The 18,921-nt window shown below is 66.6% G+C and carries 17 protein-coding genes; 10 read left to right on the forward strand and 7 right to left on the reverse strand.

Going from position 1 to position 18,921, the window contains the following annotated elements; all coding sequences use genetic code 11:
* The first annotated feature begins 31 nt into the window (after positions 1-31).
* On the forward strand, positions 32-2,365 hold the full coding sequence (locus W930_RS25855) for a DUF3141 domain-containing protein (RefSeq protein ID WP_051399300.1): 2,334 nt from the start codon (positions 32-34) through the stop codon (positions 2,363-2,365).
* Here W930_RS25855 and W930_RS25860 read toward each other — a convergent pair.
* Positions 2,319-3,062, reverse strand: coding sequence for a response regulator transcription factor (locus tag W930_RS25860; RefSeq protein ID WP_023872410.1), 744 nt, complete (start codon positions 3,060-3,062; stop codon positions 2,319-2,321). The genes W930_RS25855 and W930_RS25860 overlap by 47 nt on opposite strands.
* A 258-nt stretch (positions 3,063-3,320) precedes the next feature.
* Between W930_RS25860 and dsbG the strand changes: the two genes are divergently transcribed.
* The 6 genes from dsbG to W930_RS0103040 all read left to right on the forward strand — a co-directional run bounded on the left by dsbG (position 3,321) and on the right by W930_RS0103040 (position 8,853).
* Complete coding sequence (gene dsbG, locus W930_RS0103015; RefSeq protein ID WP_023594024.1) at positions 3,321-4,106, forward strand: thiol:disulfide interchange protein DsbG; 786 nt, start codon at positions 3,321-3,323, stop codon at positions 4,104-4,106.
* 363 nt (positions 4,107-4,469) lie between these two features.
* On the forward strand, positions 4,470-5,057 hold the full coding sequence (locus W930_RS0103020; protein WP_023594023.1) for an aminodeoxychorismate/anthranilate synthase component II: 588 nt from the start codon (positions 4,470-4,472) through the stop codon (positions 5,055-5,057).
* 70 nt (positions 5,058-5,127) lie between these two features.
* Positions 5,128-6,156, forward strand: coding sequence for an anthranilate phosphoribosyltransferase (gene trpD, locus W930_RS0103025; RefSeq protein WP_023594022.1), 1,029 nt, complete (start codon positions 5,128-5,130; stop codon positions 6,154-6,156).
* 71 nt (positions 6,157-6,227) lie between these two features.
* Positions 6,228-7,040 carry an indole-3-glycerol phosphate synthase TrpC gene (gene trpC / locus W930_RS0103030; protein WP_023872415.1) on the forward strand — a complete coding sequence of 271 codons (813 nt, stop codon included), beginning with the start codon at positions 6,228-6,230 and terminating at the stop codon, positions 7,038-7,040.
* Between the two features lie 19 nt (positions 7,041-7,059).
* Complete coding sequence (locus W930_RS0103035) at positions 7,060-7,755, forward strand: CYTH domain-containing protein (RefSeq protein WP_023872416.1); 696 nt, start codon at positions 7,060-7,062, stop codon at positions 7,753-7,755.
* Positions 7,756-7,824: 69 nt separating this feature from the next.
* The gene (locus W930_RS0103040) at positions 7,825-8,853 is read left to right on the forward strand and encodes a uracil-DNA glycosylase (RefSeq protein WP_063504878.1); all 1,029 of its coding nucleotides are present in this window, start codon (positions 7,825-7,827) and stop codon (positions 8,851-8,853) included.
* A 175-nt stretch (positions 8,854-9,028) separates the two neighbouring features.
* On the opposite strand, the gene W930_RS0103045 is transcribed toward W930_RS0103040, so the two are convergent.
* On the reverse strand, positions 9,029-9,937 hold the full coding sequence (locus tag W930_RS0103045; RefSeq protein ID WP_023872418.1) for a pirin-like C-terminal cupin domain-containing protein: 909 nt from the start codon (positions 9,935-9,937) through the stop codon (positions 9,029-9,031).
* 55 nt (positions 9,938-9,992) lie between these two features.
* A complete protein-coding gene (locus W930_RS0103050; protein WP_023594017.1) occupies positions 9,993-10,592 on the reverse strand; it encodes an FMN-dependent NADH-azoreductase in 600 nt (199 codons plus the stop codon).
* Between the two features lie 269 nt (positions 10,593-10,861).
* Here W930_RS0103050 and W930_RS25865 point away from each other — a divergent pair, with 269 nt between their 5' ends.
* A complete protein-coding gene (locus tag W930_RS25865) occupies positions 10,862-11,800 on the forward strand; it encodes a LysR family transcriptional regulator (protein WP_023594016.1) in 939 nt (312 codons plus the stop codon).
* A 98-nt stretch (positions 11,801-11,898) separates the two neighbouring features.
* Here the strand turns inward: W930_RS25865 and W930_RS0103060 are convergent, their stop codons facing one another.
* The 3 genes from W930_RS0103060 to W930_RS0103070 form a co-directional block, all read right to left on the reverse strand.
* Complete coding sequence (locus tag W930_RS0103060) at positions 11,899-13,695, reverse strand: M61 family metallopeptidase (RefSeq protein WP_115344582.1); 1,797 nt, start codon at positions 13,693-13,695, stop codon at positions 11,899-11,901.
* Between the two features lie 73 nt (positions 13,696-13,768).
* Positions 13,769-14,530: a DsbC family protein gene (locus W930_RS0103065; protein ID WP_023594014.1), complete on the reverse strand. Its 762-nt coding sequence runs from the start codon at positions 14,528-14,530 to the stop codon at positions 13,769-13,771.
* 77 nt (positions 14,531-14,607) lie between these two features.
* On the reverse strand, positions 14,608-15,795 hold the full coding sequence (locus tag W930_RS0103070; protein ID WP_028730776.1) for a UbiH/UbiF family hydroxylase: 1,188 nt from the start codon (positions 15,793-15,795) through the stop codon (positions 14,608-14,610).
* A 187-nt stretch (positions 15,796-15,982) separates the two neighbouring features.
* Between W930_RS0103070 and W930_RS0103075 the strand changes: the two genes are divergently transcribed.
* Both W930_RS0103075 and ychF read left to right on the forward strand, forming a co-directional pair.
* Positions 15,983-16,852 (forward strand): neutral zinc metallopeptidase, encoded by an 870-nt coding sequence (locus tag W930_RS0103075; RefSeq protein WP_023594012.1) that lies wholly within the window; start codon positions 15,983-15,985, stop codon positions 16,850-16,852.
* A 138-nt stretch (positions 16,853-16,990) separates the two neighbouring features.
* Positions 16,991-18,085 (forward strand): redox-regulated ATPase YchF, encoded by a 1,095-nt coding sequence (ychF, locus tag W930_RS0103080; RefSeq protein WP_023872420.1) that lies wholly within the window; start codon positions 16,991-16,993, stop codon positions 18,083-18,085.
* A gap of 122 nt (positions 18,086-18,207) precedes the next feature.
* Here the strand turns inward: ychF and W930_RS25870 are convergent, their stop codons facing one another.
* Complete coding sequence (locus W930_RS25870; protein ID WP_023594010.1) at positions 18,208-18,864, reverse strand: GntR family transcriptional regulator; 657 nt, start codon at positions 18,862-18,864, stop codon at positions 18,208-18,210.
* Positions 18,865-18,921: the final 57 nt, after the last annotated feature.

Genomic DNA, 18,921 nt, shown 5'->3' on the forward strand with positions numbered 1-18,921 from the left:
CGACTCGCCCTGGCTCTCGCACCTGCCGTGGATGGCGGCCGCCGCCGAGTATGCCGTGGACGCCTGGCAGCGCAGCGTGCTGTTCGCCGACGTCATGCGACAGCGCGGCAACCAGTATCAGGCCCACCTCGCCGAGTCGGCTCCGAACGTGCTCGACTTTCCCGCCGAGGTCGTCCTCGATGGTCACGATCTGCCGCGACCGTGCAATTACTGCCTGATGCGCATCGTGCCGCCGCACGACACACCGACCCAGCCCAACGCACGCCCCTTCGTCGTGGTCGATCCGCGCGCCGGACATGGCCCGGGCATCGGCGGCTTCAAGCCCGACAGCGAGATCGGCGCGGCCCTGCGCGCCGGCCATCCGTGCTATTTCGTGGGTTTTCTGCCCGACCCGGTTCCGGGACAAACGGTCGAAGACGTCATGCACGCCGAAGCGGCGTTCCTCGAGAGAGTGATTTCGCTGCACCCGGACAGCGCAGGCAAGCCGGCCGTCATCGGCAACTGCCAGGCCGGCTGGCAGATCCTGATGACGGCGGCGATGCGTCCGGAGCTCTTCGGCCCGATCATCGTGGCCGGTGCGCCGCTGTCCTATTGGGCGGGCTGGCGCGGACGCAATCCCATGCGCTACTCCGGCGGGCTGCTCGGCGGCAGCTGGCTCACGGCCCTCACGAGCGACCTCGGCGACGGGCGTTTCGACGGCGCGTGGCTCGTGCAGAACTTCGAGAACCTCGATCCGGCCAATACGCTGTGGCGCAAGAAATATCACCTTTACGCCAACGTCGACACCGAAGCGCCGCGCTATCTCGGCTTCGAGAAGTACTGGGGCGGACACGTCTTCCTGAATGCGCAGGAGATGCAATACATCGTCGACAACCTGTTTATCGGCAACCGGCTCACCAGCGCCGAATTGATCACGAGCGACGGCGTGCGGCTCGACCTGCGCAACATCCGCTCGCCCATCGTCGTGTTCTGCTCCTATGGCGACAACATCACACCGCCGCCGCAGGCGCTCGGCTTCGTGACCGACATGTACCGCGACGACGCGGAAGTGCTCAGCCACGACCAGACCATCGTCTATGCGACGCACGAGAGCATCGGGCACCTGGGCATCTTCGTGTCGGGCAGCACGGGACGAAAGGAGCATCGCAAGTTCGTGAACAACATCGACCTGATCGACGTGCTGCCCGCCGGCATCTATCAGGCGCAAATCGCGGACAAGACCGCCGACACGCCGCACCGCGAGCTGGTCGACGGCGATTACGTGATGTCGATCCAGCGACGCAGTGTGGCGGACGTCCGGGCCATCGTGCAGCCGGACGCGCAGAGCGACCGGCGCTTTGCGACGGTGGCGCATCTGTCGGACATCCATCTCGGGCTGTATCGCAGCCTCGTGCAACCGTGGGTGCGGTCGATGGTCACGCCGACCTCCGCCTACTGGATGCGACTGCTCCACCCGTTGCGGGTGAGCTACGAACTTTGGTCCGACCGCAATCCGTTCGCGGTACCGTTTGCCGAAAAGGCGGAGCGGGTGCGTGAATCGAGGCATCCGGTGGCGCCCGACAACCCCTTCCTCGCGCTGGAGACGGCCGTCTCGTCGGCCATCGAGCAATCGCTCGACTTCTATCGCGACGTGCGCGACGACGCTTGCGAAAAGGCATTCGAGTTCGTCTACGGACAAGCCTGGGTCCAGGCGCTCGCCGGCTTGCACGGCAGCGACGACGCGGCCGTCCGGGTGCACCCCGGCACATCGCCCGAGCATGTGGCGTTCGTCCGGCACACACTGGAGCACCGCCAGAAGGAGCTCCACGAAGGCGGCCTGCTCGAAGCGGGCATCCGGGCGCTGCTCTGGGTGCATCGCCTGCACGGCGAAGCCGACGAGCGGCAGTTCAATCTGGCGCGCTCGTTGCCGCGCGGCGAGCGCGATCTCTCGATCGAGACCTTTCGCGAAATCATCCGGCGTCAGGCCGGCCTGCTGCGCATGGCCCCCGACACGGCGATGGCGGCCATTCCCGCGATGCTCGCGCACGCGTCGCCCGGGAACATCCGGCGGGTGGCAAAGGCCGTGCGGGATCTGAGCTTCGCCGTGCCGCTCGACGCGAGCGAACAAAGCGATCTGGCCCGCGTGCTCGACGTGTTCGAACGAACCGCCGCACAGCGCGAAGACGAAGCGTCGGCGCGTCGGCCGGCCAGCGCGCCACGTGCCCCCCGCGGCAGGGCGAACGCCAACGCGCCCGCAAAAGCGCCCGCAAGAGCGCCCGCAAAAGCACCCGCCAAAGTCCCCGCCAAAACGTCCGCTGCAACGACCGCCAAAGCGGCCGTCAAAGCGACTGCGGCCACCGCGTCGAAGCGCAGGCGAACCGCCTGACCGACGTGTCGGTGCCCGTTGCGGGTTCCGGTATTGCAAGCGCCCACCCCAGGCGATAGCCAAGCCCGCGCGACGTCTGGATCGCACTGCCGCCGAGCTTGCGACGCACGTTGTGGATGTGGACGTTGAGCACGTTGCTGCGCACTCGCGCGGTCATGCCGTAGAGCCTGGCATGCAAAGTGTCGGGCGGCACCCATCGTCCACGATGGCTGGCGAGACACGCCAGCAAGTCGATCTCCCGGCGCGACAAGGCGACAGGCGCCTGCCCCAGCCACGCCAGCCCGCTCGCGGGATCCAGCCGTAGCGGCCCCGCCTCGATCAGGTGCGCGCAGCGACCCTGCGTGCGACGAATCAGCGCGTGCAGCCGCGCGGCCAGCTCGCGCACGTCGAAGGGCTTGACCAGATAGTCGTCGGCCCCCGCATTCAGCCCGGCCACCCTGTGCTCCACCGCGCTTGCCGACGTGATGAGCAACACGGGCACATCCGCTTCCACGGTGCGCAAACGCGCAATGATGCCCAGGCCACCGGCGCCGGTTGTGTCGAGATCCAGCACCAGCGCATCGAACCGGTCTTCGGCGTGCGCGGTGAGCATCGCCTCGCCGCAGACCACTCCCGTCACGTCGATGCCCGCAGTCGGCAAGGCGCCCGCGATTCGCCTCGCCATCCTGGGGTCGTCCTCCGCCAGCAGCACTCGCATTGCGCTACGCCTCCCGCTCGCCTGGTCCAGTTCACGTAGTTCGCGTATCTGAATGATCGCGTCGAGCCCTCACGGTAACGGATTCACTTTCGATTAATCCTGATCGAACACGCTCCGACTTGTCCGGAAATGCCGCAGGAAGGCAGGTCGACCCAACGAACGACGCTCCCGCGGCCCCCGGAGGTTTCAGCCGCTCTTCGGCAGGCCTCGCCTGCCGCTTCCCACCATCCGGCGTCCCGCGCGCCGAAGGAGTTCGCCATGTCCACTCGCCTGTGTCTCGCTTTTGCCATCTCGTCGTCCGTTCTGCTCGCGTTGCCCACACGCAGCCCAGCGGCCGACGCTCCCACGGCGACAGACAAACCGGCTGTCCTGCAATCGCTCGAGCGCGAAGGCGTGAGTGGCTTGCAGCCATTCGAGACGGGTTCGGATCTGCGCGGCTACGCCGGTTTTGCCGGCCAGCAGCCGCTCGCCGTCTACCTGTCGCGCGATGGCGGGGCCATCGTCGGGTCCCGCATCGGGGCGGACGGCAAACCGCTCGATGTCGAGCGAGTGAAAGCCCTGGTCGAAAAGCCCATGGGCGAGGCCATGTGGTCAAGGCTCGCGTCGTCCGGTTGGGTGCAGGACGGCAAGATCGAGGCGCCGCGCGTGGTCTTCATGTTCAGCGATCCGAATTGCCCGTACTGCAACCGCTTCTGGGAGATCGCCCGCCCGTGGGTGGCGGCGGGGAAAGTGCAATTGCGGCACGTCGTCGTAGGCGTGATCCGAGCCGACAGCGCCACCAAGGCGGCCGCGATCCTGGAGGCGGCCGACGCGTCGGCCGCCCTGCGCCGGAACGAGCGGCAATTCGCGCAAGGCGGCATCAAACCCGCACGGAATGTGTCGAAGCCCGTCGCACAGAAGCTCGATGCGAATCAGCGGCTGATGGCGGAACTGGGATTCCGGGGAACGCCGGGCATCGTGTACCGCGACGCCCAGGGCATCGTCCGGCGCGCAAGCGGCATGCCGCCGGACGATGCGCTCGCGGCGATCCTCGGGCCACGCTGAGCGGGCGCGCCTCCCAGGCCGCAGATTCGTCTACCGAAGCCCGCCGTCGGGCGCACATTCTTGCAAGAATTACCCCGATGGCGCGTGAAATTCGCCGATTGGCCGCTTTTTGCGACACCCCGCCACGGCGGGCCGCAGATACTGCTACAATCGGCTTCACCATGAAGTCGCATCAGCCCTTCTCCCTCCTCTGGTCGCCCCTGACCGCCGCCCTGCGCTGGTGGCGGTAACCCGCCACGTCCATCTCATCCCCATAGCGCCCTCCCCCGCGGATCGCGAACTCAATGTGGGGGCACGCTCAGGGGGAATTCGCAAATCTCATGCGTTCGACAATCCTTTGTCACCCGACGAACAGGGACCATCATGCTGCTGATGATCGACAACTACGACTCGTTTACTTACAACATCGTCCAGTACTTCGGTGAACTGGGCGAAGACGTACGCGTCTTTCGCAATGACGAAATCACGCTCGACGCGATCGCCGAACTCTCCCCTGATCGCATCTGCCTGTCGCCGGGCCCGAGCTGCCCGGCCAATGCGGGCATCACGCTCGACGTGCTCAAGCGATTCTCGGGCGAAATTCCCATTCTCGGCGTTTGCCTCGGCCATCAGGCCATCGGCGAAGCCTTCGGCGGCAAGGTCGTGCGCGCGCAGCAGATCATGCACGGCAAGGTAAGCGAGATCGAAACCACGCAGCAAGGCGTGTTCGCCAACCTGCCCAGGCGCTTCACCGTCACGCGTTATCACTCGCTGGCGATCGAGCGGGCCTCGCTGCCCGACTGCCTCGAGGTGACGGCCTGGACGGACGACGGAGAAATCATGGGCGTGCGCCACAAGACGCTGGACGTCGAAGGCGTGCAGTTCCACCCCGAGTCCATTCTCTCGGAGCACGGCCACGACGTGCTGCGCAACTTTCTGCAGGCCGCGCCGCGCGTGGCGCAGGCCGCCTGACGCGCGCCGCCACCCGCCCCGAGCCGCCCAGCCGCATACGACGAACGCCGAACCGATACGAGACAACGCAATGATTACCCCGCAAGAAGCCCTGCAGCGCACCATCGAACACCGAGAGATTTTTCACGACGAGATGCTTCATCTGATGCGCCTGATCATGCGCGGCGAGATTTCGCCGGTCATGACAGCGGCCATCATCACCGGCCTGCGCGTGAAGAAGGAAACCATCGGCGAGATCGCCGCCGCCGCGCAAGTGATGCGCGAGTTCGCCAACCACGTGGATGCGCCGGCCGACGAACACTTCGTCGACATCGTGGGCACCGGCGGCGACGTGTCGCATACGTTCAACATTTCCACGGCGTCGATGTTCGTGGCGGCCGGCGCCGGTGCGAAGGTCGCCAAACACGGCAACCGGGGCGTCAGTTCGAAGTCGGGCAGCGCCGACGTGCTCGAAGCCCTGGGCGTGAACATCATGCTCTCGCCCGACCAGGTGGCCGAGTGCCTGCGCGAGGTCGGCATCGGCTTCATGTTCGCGCCGAACCACCATCCCGCCATGAAGAACGTGGCCGCCGTGCGCAAGGAAATGGGTGTTCGCACGATCTTCAACATTCTGGGGCCGCTCACGAATCCGGCAGGCGCGCCCAATCAGCTCATGGGGGTGTTCCACCCCGATCTGGTTGGGATCCAGGTGCGGGTGATGCAGCGGCTGGGTGCCGAACACGTGCTCGTCGTCTACGGCAAGGACGGCATGGACGAAGTCTCGCTCGGCGCCGCCACGCTGGTGGGCGAGCTCAAGGACGGCAAGGTCACGGAGTACGAGATTCATCCGGAAGACTTCGGTCTGCAGATGGTGAGCAATCGCAGCCTGAAAGTCGGCAGCGCCGACGAGTCGAAGACGATGCTCCTCGAAGCGCTCGACGACAAGCCGGGTACCGCGCGCGAGATCGTGGTGCTCAATTCGGGCACCGCCCTGTACGCGGCCAATCGTGCGGCGTCGATCGGCGAGGGGATCGGCATGGCGCGCGAGTCGATCGCCAGCGGCGCTGCCCGGGCGAAGCTCGACGCATTCGTCAAGTTCACGCAGCGCTTCAAGGCTTGAACCGACGCGACGGCGTCGCGCATCCGACACGTGACGCCCGACCTTCATTGAACCTCCGAATCCACATCGATATGTCTACCGTTCTCGACAAGATCCTGGCCGTGAAGGCCGAAGAAGTGGCCGCCGCGAAGCGCGCCCGCGACCTCGCAAGCCTGCGGCGCGACGCCGAGGCGACGGTCAACGACAGCGCCCTGCGCACCCGCGACTTCGTCGGTGCGCTGCGCGCGAAGATCGACGCCGGACTGCCCGGCGTGATCGCCGAGATCAAGAAGGCGAGCCCGTCGAAGGGGGTGATTCGCGAGGACTTCGTGCCGCCACGAATTGCCGAGTCGTACCAGCGTGGCGGCGCCGCCTGCCTGTCGGTATTGACCGACGTCCAGTTCTTCCAGGGCGCGCCGGCCTATCTGAAAGCCGCACGCGCCGCCTGCGACCTGCCGGTGTTGCGCAAGGACTTCATGATCGACGCCTATCAGGTGTACGAGGCGCGCGACATGGGCGCCGACTGCATTCTGCTCATCGCCGCCGCCCTGGAGCGCTCGCAGATGCGCGATCTCGAGGCGCAGGCCCACGAGCTGGGCATGGCCGTGCTCGTGGAAGTGCACAACGGCCGCGAGCTCGAGGCCGGGCTCGCGCTGCGCACGCCGCTGCTGGGCATCAACAACCGCAACCTGCACAACTTCGAGGTCTCGCTCGACACCACGCTGGGCCTGCTCAAGCACATTCCCGACGATCGAGTCGTCGTGACGGAGTCGGGCATTCTGTCGCGCGATGACGTGACGCGCATGCGCGCGGCCAACGTCAATGCCTTCCTCGTCGGCGAAGCCTTCATGCGAGCGCCCGAGCCGGGCGATGCCCTGGCCACGCTGTTCGACATGCCTCGCTGATTTCGCGGAGCGCACACCGATGGCCATCGAACGCGAACTCAAACTCGCCCTGCCGGGCGACCTGCCCGCCGCGCGCGCCGACGCGCTGATCGCACACCTCGACCACCTGCCCGGCGCCGAGGCGCGCGGCGAGCGTCATCTCGTCAATCGGTACTTCGACACGCCCTCGCTCGCGCTCGCGCACGCCAAGGCGGCCCTGCGGCTGCGCTACGTCGCGCGCGACGGCCATGCCGGGCAGTGGCTGCAGACGCTAAAGTCCGTGGGCGAAGCCCGCGACGGCCTGCACGTGCGCCACGAGTGGGAACTGTCGGTCAAGGGCGAGGCGCTCGAACTCGCCGCGTTGATCGCCGCATGCGATGTGCCGCAGACTGTCGAGCTGCTTCGCTCGGAAGGCGCGAACGTCGTGGCGCAGTTCGAGACGAATTTCGTGCGCCGCCTGTGGCGCTACATTGCCGGCGACGGCACGGCCGTGGAAATTGCGTTCGACCAGGGCGAGGTCGCCGTGGCGATCGACGGCACCCGGCATACGGAACCGCTCGTCGAAGTGGAACTCGAACTGCTCGACGCCCCGGACGACGACCGCGAAGGCCAGGGCGAGCGCATTCTGCACGCCCTCGCGGCCGACCTGCGCGCAGCGCTCCCGGAGTTGCGCAGCGACAACGTGAGCAAGGCGCAGCGCGGTTATCGACTACGTCAAAAGATACTCGGCCACTGAACGCCGACGGGCGCGGCGCCCGGCGCTTGCCGGACCGCGCCGCTTCTTGAACTTTTCATACACGCATCGATGGCATCACGCTCCCGCGCGACCTCCTCGGCAACGTCCGACGCACGACAACGTTCGCTCTTCGACGAGCCGGTTCCGGAGGCCGCCGGTGCGGCGGCCGCTTCCGGCGCCAGCACCACCGCCACCACCGGCATGACGGACGCGACGCACCCGACTTCGACCACCACGCAACCGCCGGCCGAAGCGAGTGCCGCCACTGCGGTACGTCGTCGCGGTCGTCCGCCGAAGTCGGGTGCGGCAGTGCCCCGTGCGACGAAACCGGCGGCACCGCGCGCCGTGGCGCAAGACAGCCATCCCGAGGCCGCCGGGCCACTGAAGGGGCGCATCGAGGACCAGTTCGACGCCCTGCCGCGCGACTGGAAGACGCTGGTCGCGCCGTTCGTGCAAAGCGACGCCTATGCTTCCCTGTGCCGGTTCGTGGATGCGGAAGTCGCGGCGGGCAAGACCGTGTATCCCGCCGACATCTTTCACGCGTTGCGCATGACGTCGCCCCGCGACGTGAAGGTCGTGATCCTGGGTCAGGACCCGTATCACGGCGACGATCACGGCATTGCCCAGGCGCACGGCATGGCGTTTTCCGTGCAACGCGGCGTGCGCGTGCCGCCGTCGCTGCGCAACATGTACAAGGAAATCGAGCGGGATCTCGGCATCGTGCCCCCATCGCACGGCAATCTCGACGCGTGGGCGAAACAAGGCGTGCTGCTGCTCAACACGACCCTCACGGTGGAAGCGGGCCATGCGGCCAGCCACGCGAAGCCGTTCAAGACCGGCGGCTGGCAGGCGTGCACCGACACACTGCTGAGCGGACTCGCCACGCAACCGGAGCCGCTCGTCTTCATGCTCTGGGGCAGTCACGCGCAGGCCAAGGCGCCGCTGCTCGCCGGACACGACCACCTGCTGCTGGAAGCACCGCACCCGTCCCCGCTTTCGGCGCACCGGGGCTTTCTCGGCTGCGGCCATTTCAGCGCCGCCAACGCCTTCCTCGAACAACACGGCAAGACGCCCATCGACTGGCGCCTGCCTGACTGACGGTGCCTGCCCCCAGCCTGCCATCGCGCCGGCAGGTGCCCGGCACCTGTCGCCGCGACGTCGGTCGTGCCGGACGCACCGACGCCTGGCATCGAGACGCGAAATCGAGCGATTCGAAGCGAGGCGATGTGATTCGATTGGCGGGGGGAACCGGCCGCGATGCCGGGAGCTTTGCTTATGCGAGCGTTTCGGCAAGTGGCGTCAGGACGCCCATCGCGCCCTGCTGATAGCGGCGGGTCAGCTCGACCAGATCGCTTTCGTCGCGCGCGGCGAAGTTACCGCGATAAACCACGGGTTCGCCGAGCGGCTCGCCGCCGACAAGCACCAGGCGTGCGCCACCTCGGCCAGCCAATTGCCACACGCCGGGCGGCAGCCGCACGGCCTGCGCGCCCGCGCCTTGCGCACGCAGTGCATGACCGGCCAGCGCGGCCTCGCCCTGTACGATCAACGCCACCCAGCGACGTCCGTCGCACGGAATCTCCAGCGTGCGCAGCGCGTCGACGCGCCAGTCGAATTGCAGCAGCGTCGTGCGCGCGCCCTCGGCTCGCGCCACGCTGCGCTCACCCCACTGGCCACAGATCAACGTCAGGTCGACGTCGCCTTCGCGCCAGTGCGGCATGACCTCCCTGCGCACCACTGTTTGCGCGGGCGCGCCCTGGGCGTGACGTCCTGCACGGTTGACGATCATTCGCACGCCGCGTACCGCGGCGCGCATGTCGCCGGGCGATTCCTCGTGCACCGTGCCGCAGTTCGCTTCGAGCCACAGCATGTCGCCGGGACGCAGCGTGTCATCGCCGCCATGCGCGTGTCGGCATCGCAGCGAGGTTTCAGTATCGGGAAAAAGATAAGTCGCCACCACGCATCCGGCATGCGGATGCGGCGGAATGCATGCGCCGTGGCGGCGAAAGATGTCGATCGACAGCAACGGATCGGTCTCGTCGATCTGATCGAAAACGCCCGCCCCCGCAGCCGCTGCACAACGGCCGGGACGGGAGACGGGAAGCACGCGCGGCATGGCACTCGCGCCGGCGTGGGCAGCCGGGCGCCGGGTCTGACGCGGATGCAGGGGCGTCGGATGGGCCATGTGGGGACCTGCGCGTGCGGGTGAAGCGGTAGCCGAAGCCTTGAGCGCTGCGCGATTACAGCGCGGCGATGGCTTCGCGGGCGCCCTTGAAGGCGGCAGCGGCCGATTCCGGGCCGCGTGCCAGGCCTTCGGCGAAGATGAACGTCACGTCCGTCATGCCGAGGAAGCCGAGAATCGTCTTGAGATACGGCGTCTGGCTGTCGGCCGGCGTGTCCTTGTAGTTGCCGCCGCGCGCGAACGCCACGATCACCTTCTTGCCCTGGATCAGGCCTTCCACGCTGCCGTCTTCACGGTAACGGAACGTCACGCGGGCACGGGCGATCCAGTCGAAGTACGACTTGAGCTGCGTCGGCACCTGGAAGTTGTACAGCGGCACACCGAACACGACATAGTCGGCGGCCTGGATTTCCGCAATCAGTTCGTCGCTGCGGGCGATGATGGCCTTCTGCTCGGCCGAGCGCTGCTCTTCGGGCGTAAAGAACGCACCGATCACGGCTTCGTCGAGGTGCGGCACGCCATCGGAGAGCAGGTCGCGCACGACAACGTTGGCGCCGGGGTGCTTGGCAACCAGTTGCGCCACCGTTTCGTTGGCGAGGGTGGTCGAGTTCGCGCCTTGCGAGCGGGCGGCGGAATTGATCTGGAGAATGGTGGTCATTTCACTGGCTCCTGAGCCTGGGGTGTAAGAGGATCCGTCCGCGCAGGCGCCCCGCTTCGGGGTTGCCGTGAATTGCACGTCGGCTTGGGATGAATTCTAGTTACCCCCAAAAATGAAACAAGCCGGTAAAATCGAATTGTTTGTTCCCTTTTTGGAACAATGATCCCAAAGCTCGGATTCGGGCTGCGTTGTCCCGTTCTTAACTTGTTCACGCCCCTGTCATGCCGCATGCGGCGACGGGACGACCGCGTCACCGAGGAGCGCGCGCGATGATTGACGATCTGAATGACATGCTGATCTTCGCGGAGGTCGTGCGCTCCGGCAGCATCACGCGGGCGGGCGAACGGCTCGATCTGCCGAAGGCCACCGTGAGCCGCCGCCTCTCGAGGCTCGAGGCCCGCCTCGGCACGAAGCTCCTGCACAAGACGACGCGACGGCTCGAACTGACGGAAGTCGGCGAAGCGTATTACGAGCGCTGCCTGCCGATACTGGAGGAAGTGGAAGAGACGCGCGACTTCGCGTCGCAGTTGTCGAGCAAGCCGCGCGGGCGGCTGCGCATCACCGCCCCGGCCGACTTCGCGGCGCAGTGGCTTGCGGTGCCGCTCGCCACCTTCTGCGCGGCCTATCCTGAAATCACGGTCGACATCGACCTGAGTTCGCGACAGGTCGATCTGATTGCCGAGCGTGTCGACGTGGCAATTCGTGCCGGGCAGCTCTCCGACTCGACGCTCGTAGCGCGCCCGCTGCTCATGCTCACCCGCAGCCTCTACGCGAGCCCGCTGTATCTGAGCGCCACCGGGTTGCCCGCCACGCCGGACGAACTGGCGGGCCATCGGTTCGTGATCCTGCAGGGCTCGCGGCGCCTGTTCACCTCCGACACCTTGCAAAAGGGTCGCCAGCGCGTGGATATCACGATGCAGGGCGCGATTCAGGTCAACAGCATGGGAATGGTCAAGGAGATGGCGCTTGCGGGCAGCGGCATTGCCGCGCTGACCGACATACTGGCCGAAGACGCGCTGCGCGGCGGGCGTCTGGTGAAAGTCCTGCCGGAATGGTCGCTGCCGGAAAGCCCGGTGAATCTGGTCACGCCGTCGCGGCGCTTCCTGCCGCGCAAGACACAGGCCTTCATCGAGCACATGCTGGCCGTGGCGCGCACCTGCCCGGAAGAGAATCGCGACCCGGCGGTGCCGGGTCCGCTCACCGCCTGAGCCTGCTTGCGCCGGAGCACCGGAACCGGACAGGCGAAGTCCGATCGACGGCCATCAGGCTCCCCGGCCGCCCTCGGCGCGCGACGGCGCTCGGGTGCTCAGGCCGACAACCACTTCTCGCGACGCTGCGCTGCGGCGCGATCCCGCGTCTCGGTGATGCGGTACTGCGTGATCTCGGGGGCGTCGAGCGTGAGGGGGGTTTCGCGCAATTCATCGCGGCGAAACGCATGGACGGTGACCCGGTCGCCGGCGCGGTAGCGCTCGAGCAGCTTGTCCAGATTGCCTGTCGTCACGCGCAGGCCATCGATTGCCACGAGCACGTCGCCGGCCGACAGTCCCGCTGCCTGCGCGGCGCCGCCATCGAGCACCTGCGAGAGCGTGAGATCGTCGCCGCGCCGGGTCGTCTTCGCACCGAGCGAGGGACGGCCATTCTCGGGTGTCACCGGTTCGAGCGTGAGGCCCATGCGCTCGAGCAGCGCGGCCAGCGGCAGATCGCGGGTGCCGTGAATCGCCGTGGCGAAGAAGTCCGACAGGTCGAGGCCGGAGACTTCCTCGAACAGCGGCTGCACGGCAGCCTCGTCAATGCCCACCGGTGCGCCGCGATAGAAATCACGCCCGTATCGCTGCCATAGTGCGCGCATGATGTCGTCGAGCGATTTCTGGCCGCGCGTTTGCGAGCGGATGGTCAGATCCAGCGCCAGCGCCACGAGCGAGCCCTTGGTGTAATAGCTCACGATGGCGTTCGGCGCGTTTTCGTCCTGACGGTAATACTTCGTCCAGGCGTCGAACGAACTCTCGGCCACCGTCTGCTTCAGGCGGCCGCTGCCGCGCAGCACGCTCGCGACCGTCTTCGAAACGAGCTCGTAATAGGCCGGGGGGGCGATCACACCGCTGCGCACGAGCATCAGGTCGTCGTAGTACGACGTGAAGCCTTCGAACAGCCATAGCAAGCGCGTGTAATTCTCCTGATCGAGCGTATATGGCGCGAATGCCGCCGGCTTGATTCGCTTGACGTTCCACGTGTGGAAATACTCGTGGCTCACCAGGCCGAGGAAGCCGCGGTACGCGTCGCTCATGCGCGCCTGGCCCTGCACCGGCAGGTCGTTGCGGCTGGCGAGCAGCGCGGTCGATGCCCGGTGCTCCAGACCGCCGTAGCCGTCGCCCACTGTCATGAGCAGAAAGACGTAGCGCGACATCGGCACACGCGAGCGCGAACTGGCGCCCGGCTCGAACAGTCGGATCTGCGACTCGCAGATCTTCTTCATGTCGCGCAGCAGGCGCTCGAGATCGAGATTCGGCACTGGTCCGGTGATCGCCACTTCGTGCGTCACGCCGCACGCCTTGAAGGTGCCGTGCACGAAGGTGCCCATCTCGACCGGGGAATCGATCAACTCGTCGTAGTCGACGGCGAGATAACGGCCGAAGTCGAGCGCTGCCGTGCCCTCGGCGGGGGCGAGCGCGGTGGCCACGCGCCACGACTTGAATGCCGCGCCGCGCGGGCGCAGCACGTCGACTTCGCACGGCGCGTGTTCCTGCCCTTCCACGCGCAGGAACACGCTCGTGCCGTTGAAAAAGCCGTGGGTGTCGTCGAGATGCGCGGCACGTACCGACAGGTCCCAGGCGTACACCTCATACGTCACGATCAGCGTGCCCTTGCAGGGCGCGGCCTGCCAGGTGTGCTTGTCAAGCTTGTCGAGCGCGACCTTGCGGCCCCGGCAGGTCGCGCCGATCGTCACGATGTTGCGGGCGAACTCGCGCACCATGTAGCTGCCGGGAATCCATGCGGGCAGCGTGAAACGCTGTCCTTCGGGGGCAGGGTTCGAGACCGTGACGCTCACTTCGAACAGGTGGGCGGCGGGCGACTTCGGAACGATCGCATACCGAACGGCGGGCAAGACGGGTGTGGCGGTCATGACGTGGCGGCTTCTTGTTGTCGGGAGGTCGGGCGTGCGGTGGCCGGTGGCCTGGTTACTTGACCGTGGCGAGCGCCTTTTCGAGTTCTTCGGCGGGCACGGCGCCCGGCAGGCGGCGGCCGTCGGCCAGGATGATCGTGGGGGTGCCCGTCACGTTGTACTGGTGGCCGAGTGCCACGTTTTGCCTCACGGGTGCGTCGTCGCACTTGGCCGTGGCCGTGGGCGGTGCCTTCTTGTCGAGCATCCAGTCGTGCCACGCCTTGACCGGATCCGCCGCGCACCAGATCGCCTTCGACTTGGCGTCTGAGTCCGGGCCGAGCACCGGGTAGAGGAAGGTATAGACGGTGACGTTGTCGATCTTCGACGACTTGAGCGTCTCTTCGAAGCGCTTGCAATACGGGCAGTTCGGGTCGGAGAACACCGCGATCTTGCGGCTGCCGTTGCCCTTCACGTACTTGAATGCGCGATCGAACGGCAGCTTGGCGAAATCGACCTTGTTGAGTTCCGACTGACGCGCTTCGGTCAGGTTCTGGCGCGTTTTCGTGTCGACGAGGTTGCCGCCGAGGATCACGTATTGGGCCTTCTCGTCGGCGTAGAGAATCTCGCCGCCGATCGACACTTCGTAGAGTCCGGGGATCGGCGTGCGCGCCACCGACTTGATCGGCGCGTCGGCGCCGAGCGTCTTCTGCACCGCGGCCTTCACGCGATCGAGCGATGCGTCGGCCTTGTTCTGCGCGAAGGCGGACGTCGTGAGTGTCGCGGCGCAAAGTGCCGTCAGACCGAACGCGAGCGCCGCGGCGCGAGTACGTTGCAACATCGAAAATCTCCAGAAGTATGGCTAGCGGGAAGCGCGAACGGCAAATGCCGAGCGCGCGCCCAGAGGGTCATGCCGGGTCAGCCCAGTGCGCGGCCGATCAGGAATTTCTTGACGAACGGCAGCATGTTCACGCCGTCGAGTCCGGCATTGCGAACGAACTTCGCGAGCGGGCTGCGCGTGGAGAACAGCTTGTGCAGGCCGTCGGTGGTGAGCGCCATGCTGCCGATGTCTTCCTTGCGGGCGCGCTCGTAGCGGCGCAGCACTGCCGCGTCGCCGCAATCCCGGAACGACTCGCGCGCGGCGACGGCGTCGCCAAGCGCCGCCACGTCGCGCAGGCCGAGATTCATCCCCTGTCCGGCGAGCGGGTGCACCACGTGCGCCGCATCGCCGACCAGTGCCACGCGCGCGGCGATCAGGCGCCTGGCCTGCGCGAGCACGAGCGGAAAACCCTGGGCGCGCGCTGAGACCGGCGCAAGACGCCCGAGTTCACCGCTCGAGAACGTGTCGACGCGCGCCGCGAGCGCTTTGGGATCGAGCGCAAGCAGGTGGTTGGCGTGCTCGTCGGCGGCCGACCAGACCAGCGAGACATGTTGATCGGGCAGCGGCAGCAGCGCGATGATCTCGCCGTCGTGGAACCATTGGAACGCCGTGTCGCGATGCGGGCGTTCCGCGCGGAAATTGCACACCACGCCGAGTTGTTCGTAGCGGTGCACCGAGCCGTCGAGACCGGCGGTGCGGCGCACCCACGAATGGGCACCGTCGGCGCCGACCACGAGGGCGGCGCGCAAGGTCTTGCCATCGGACAGGCGCACGGAGGCCGCGGCGGCATCGACTTCCAGCGCATCGGCGCGGGCGTCGAGCCACTGGACCTGCGGCGAGAAGCGCAGGGCGGCGTCGAGGGCGCGTTCGAGATTCGACGATTCGGCGATCCAGGCCAGTTGCGGCACGGCGGCCTGGTAGGCGGAGAAGTGCAGGCTACCGCGCTCGTCGCCGAAGACTTCCATGTCGTAGACGGGGTTCACGCGCGCCGGATCGACGGCTTGCCAGACCCGCATGCGCTCGAAGAGGGCTTGCGAGCTCGACGAAAGCGAGTAGATGCGTGCGTCCCACACGTCGCCCCCGGCGGTGGCGGGAGCGGCCGGCTGGGCGAGCAGCGCGACGGACAGGCGAGCCTGCGAGAGCAGCAAGGCGGCGGCCTTGCCGACCAGACCGCCACCGACGACGACGACGTCGTGCGTTTGGCTGGAGGTTTGCGTTTGGGACATGCGGCGAATGCAGCGCCAGCGCATCGATCGCGCGAGCCGGCTGGGTTCAGAAAACGAGATGGCGTATTGTCGCACGCCTGCCGCGCGAGCGACGCCCGGGCCGCACGTGGCGACCGGGACACAACGTCGCACGTCATTTCGCGGCGCTATACTGGCGCGCATAGTGAATATCGAAAGGGAGTCTGCCATGCGCCTCGACAACGAATCCGAGAGCCAGAATGTCGAAGATCGCCGGGGCGGCGGCTTCGGGGGGCGCACCACCATCGGCATCGGCACCCTCGTGGTGGCATTGGCCGCGTCGTACTTCTTCGGCATCGATCCGAGGGTAATCATCCAGGGTTCGCAGATGATCCAGGGGCAGACGCAGTCGCAGCCCCAATCGAGCCCGAACGCGGCGCCGGCCAACGATCCGAAGACCGTCTTCACGCGCAAGGTCCTTGGCAACATCGAGCGCACGTGGACTACCGTATTCCCGCAGCAGGTCGAGCGTCAGTACGTGGCGCCGAAACTGGTGCTTTTCTCCGGGGCGACGCCGACCGCCTGCGGGACCGGCCAGACGGCGATGGGGCCGTTCTACTGTCCGGGCGACCGCAAGGTCTACATCGATCTGGCGTTTTACGACGAATTGCGTCAGCGCTTCGGGGCGGGCGGCGACTTCGCGCAGGCGTATGTCATCGCGCATGAGGTCGGCCACCACATCCAGAATCTGTTGGGGATATCGGACAAGTTCGACGAATTGCGCCGCCGCATGAGCGAGACGCAGGCCAATGCGTTGTCGGTGCGTCTGGAGTTGCAGGCGGACTGTCTGGCGGGCGTGTGGGCGAACAACGCGGCCAGGGCGAACCAGCAATTGCTGGAGCCGGGCGATATCGAGCAGGGCCTGAAGGCGGCGGCGGCCATTGGCGACGACCGGTTGCAGCAGCAATCGCAGGGCCGGGTGGTGCCGGAATCGTTCACGCACGGCACGAGCGCGCAGCGCGTGTACTGGCTGCGTCAGGGCCTGCAGTCGGGCGACATGCACAAGTGCGACACGTTCTCGGCCAAGCAATTGAGCTGACGGCGCCGAGGGGGGTGAAGCGGGTGGCGTTGACGGCAGAACGGGTACAATAGCGGACTTTCCGCGACGCAATGACGGCGCGATCACAGGGACTCCCGCCGGCGCATTCGACGCCGCTTCGGACACACAGGATTTAGCATGAGCCTCAAATGCGGCATCGTCGGCTTGCCCAACGTCGGCAAATCGACCCTTTTCAACGCGTTGACCAAGGCGGGCATCGCCGCCGAGAACTACCCGTTCTGCACCATCGAGCCGAACGTCGGCGTGGTGGAGGTGCCGGACCCGCGACTGGGCAAGCTTGCCGAGATCGTCAAGCCCGAGCGCATTCTGCCGGCCACGGTGGAGTTCGTGGACATCGCCGGTCTGGTGGCGGGTGCGTCCAAGGGTGAGGGCCTGGGCAACCAGTTCCTCGCGAACATCCGCGAGACGGACGCCATCACGCACGTGGTGCGCTGCTTCGAGGACGAGAACGTCATTCACGTGGCCGGCAAGGTGAATCCGATCTCCGACATCGAGGTCATCAACACCGAACTGGCGCTGGCCGACCTGGGCACGGTCGAAAAGGCGCTGCAGCGCTATACGAAGGCGGCGAAGTCGGGCAACGACAAGGAAGCGGCGAAGCTGGTGGCGGTGCTCGAGAAGGTGGTGCCGGTGCTCAACGAGGCGCGTCCGGTGCGCTCGCTCAAGCTCTCCGACGACGAGCTGGCGCTGATCAAGCCGTTCTGCCTGATCACGGCCAAGCCGACGATGTATGTCGCCAACGTCAAGGATGACGGCTTCGAGAACAACCCGCACCTGGACGCCGTGCGTCAGTATGCGCAGGCCGAGAACGCACCGGTGGTCGCGGTGTGCGCGGCCATCGAAGCGGAAATCGCGGACATGGATGACGCCGACAAGGCGGAGTTCCTGGCGGACATGGGCATGGACGAGCCGGGTCTGGATCGCGTGATCCGTGCGGGCTTCAAGCTGCTGGGCCTGCAGACGTACTTCACGGCTGGCGTGAAGGAAGTGCGCGCCTGGACGATCCACGTCGGCGACACGGCGCCCCAGGCCGCCGGCGTGATTCACACCGACTTCGAGCGCGGTTTCATCCGCGCGCAGACCATCGCGTTCGACGACTACATCCAGTACAAGGGCGAACAAGGCGCGAAGGAAGCCGGCAAGATGCGCGCCGAAGGCAAGGAATACGTCGTGCACGACGGCGACGTGATGAATTTCCTGTTTAACGTCTGATCAACGTCCGAGCCCGTTCCAGCCTCAGACAAAGCCCGCCTCGCGCGGGCTTTTTCTTTGTCCTCATGCCGCTCGCAGGACGCTCTGCGGAGCGGCACGAATCGGTTCGCCATCCGGCGTATTCACCGCGCCCATTCCTCCCGAATGATCTGCGCGATGCGCTCGCCGGTCTGGCGGTTGTGCTGCGCCACCAGCGCGACGGCGCCGGCATCGTCGCCGGTCTCGCACAGATGTAGCAGCGTCCGGTGTTCGGCATGCGAGCGTTCGGCGTTGCCCTCGGCGCGCCACGAGAGAAACAGATAGCGGCCGAGATTGAGACGCGCCGTCGCCACCGCGCGCTGGAAGTACGGCCGGTCCGCCTTCGCGTAGAGCATCGCGTGAAACGCCGCGTTTCGCGCCACGATGTCCGCCAGATCCGTCGCCGCTTCCAGGGCGTCTAGCGCCGCCGATGCCCGAGCGATATCCGCTCGCGACAGATTCGGCATGGCCAAGGCCATCAAACGGCCCTCGAGCACCGCGCGGAAATCCGCCAGCTCCAACGCATCGGCCTCCGTCAATGCCGTCACCACCGTGCCCCGATTGACCCGGCTCGTCGCCAGACCGTCGGCCGCCAGCATCGTCAACGCCTCGCGCACCGGCACGTGACTCACCCCCAGTGATGCCGCCAGATGGTCCTGGCGCAATGCCTCGCCCGGCTTCAATTCCCCACGTCCGATTTGCTCGCGCAGAGCCTCATACGCGCGCTCGACCGCCGTTCCCGTGCCCGCTGACTGACGCATCGTTCGCCTCATCCGTTAACAATATATAATTAATTAAAATTATATATTATTTGATGA

Source organism: Pandoraea sp. E26 (assembly GCF_000681415.1).
Taxonomy (GTDB): Bacteria; Pseudomonadota; Gammaproteobacteria; order Burkholderiales; family Burkholderiaceae; genus Pandoraea; species Pandoraea pnomenusa.

Excerpts from the sequence above, each read along its gene's own strand:
- W930_RS25855 (WP_051399300.1), top strand. The coding sequence starts at position 32 with ATGGCGGCCGCCGCCGAGTATGCCGTGGACGCCTGGCAGCGCAGCGTG.
- W930_RS25860 (WP_023872410.1), bottom strand. The coding sequence starts at position 3,062 with ATGCGAGTGCTGCTGGCGGAGGACGACCCCAGGATGGCGAGGCGAATC.
- dsbG (WP_023594024.1), top strand. The coding sequence starts at position 3,321 with ATGTCCACTCGCCTGTGTCTCGCTTTTGCCATCTCGTCGTCCGTTCTG.
- W930_RS0103020 (WP_023594023.1), top strand. The coding sequence starts at position 4,470 with ATGCTGCTGATGATCGACAACTACGACTCGTTTACTTACAACATCGTC.
- trpD (WP_023594022.1), top strand. The coding sequence starts at position 5,128 with ATGATTACCCCGCAAGAAGCCCTGCAGCGCACCATCGAACACCGAGAG.
- trpC (WP_023872415.1), top strand. The coding sequence starts at position 6,228 with ATGTCTACCGTTCTCGACAAGATCCTGGCCGTGAAGGCCGAAGAAGTG.
- W930_RS0103035 (WP_023872416.1), top strand. The coding sequence starts at position 7,060 with ATGGCCATCGAACGCGAACTCAAACTCGCCCTGCCGGGCGACCTGCCC.
- W930_RS0103040 (WP_063504878.1), top strand. The coding sequence starts at position 7,825 with ATGGCATCACGCTCCCGCGCGACCTCCTCGGCAACGTCCGACGCACGA.
- W930_RS0103045 (WP_023872418.1), bottom strand. The coding sequence starts at position 9,937 with ATGGCCCATCCGACGCCCCTGCATCCGCGTCAGACCCGGCGCCCGGCT.
- W930_RS0103050 (WP_023594017.1), bottom strand. The coding sequence starts at position 10,592 with ATGACCACCATTCTCCAGATCAATTCCGCCGCCCGCTCGCAAGGCGCG.
- W930_RS25865 (WP_023594016.1), top strand. The coding sequence starts at position 10,862 with ATGATTGACGATCTGAATGACATGCTGATCTTCGCGGAGGTCGTGCGC.
- W930_RS0103065 (WP_023594014.1), bottom strand. The coding sequence starts at position 14,530 with ATGTTGCAACGTACTCGCGCCGCGGCGCTCGCGTTCGGTCTGACGGCA.
- W930_RS0103070 (WP_028730776.1), bottom strand. The coding sequence starts at position 15,795 with ATGTCCCAAACGCAAACCTCCAGCCAAACGCACGACGTCGTCGTCGTC.
- W930_RS0103075 (WP_023594012.1), top strand. The coding sequence starts at position 15,983 with ATGCGCCTCGACAACGAATCCGAGAGCCAGAATGTCGAAGATCGCCGG.
- ychF (WP_023872420.1), top strand. The coding sequence starts at position 16,991 with ATGAGCCTCAAATGCGGCATCGTCGGCTTGCCCAACGTCGGCAAATCG.
- W930_RS25870 (WP_023594010.1), bottom strand. The coding sequence starts at position 18,864 with ATGCGTCAGTCAGCGGGCACGGGAACGGCGGTCGAGCGCGCGTATGAG.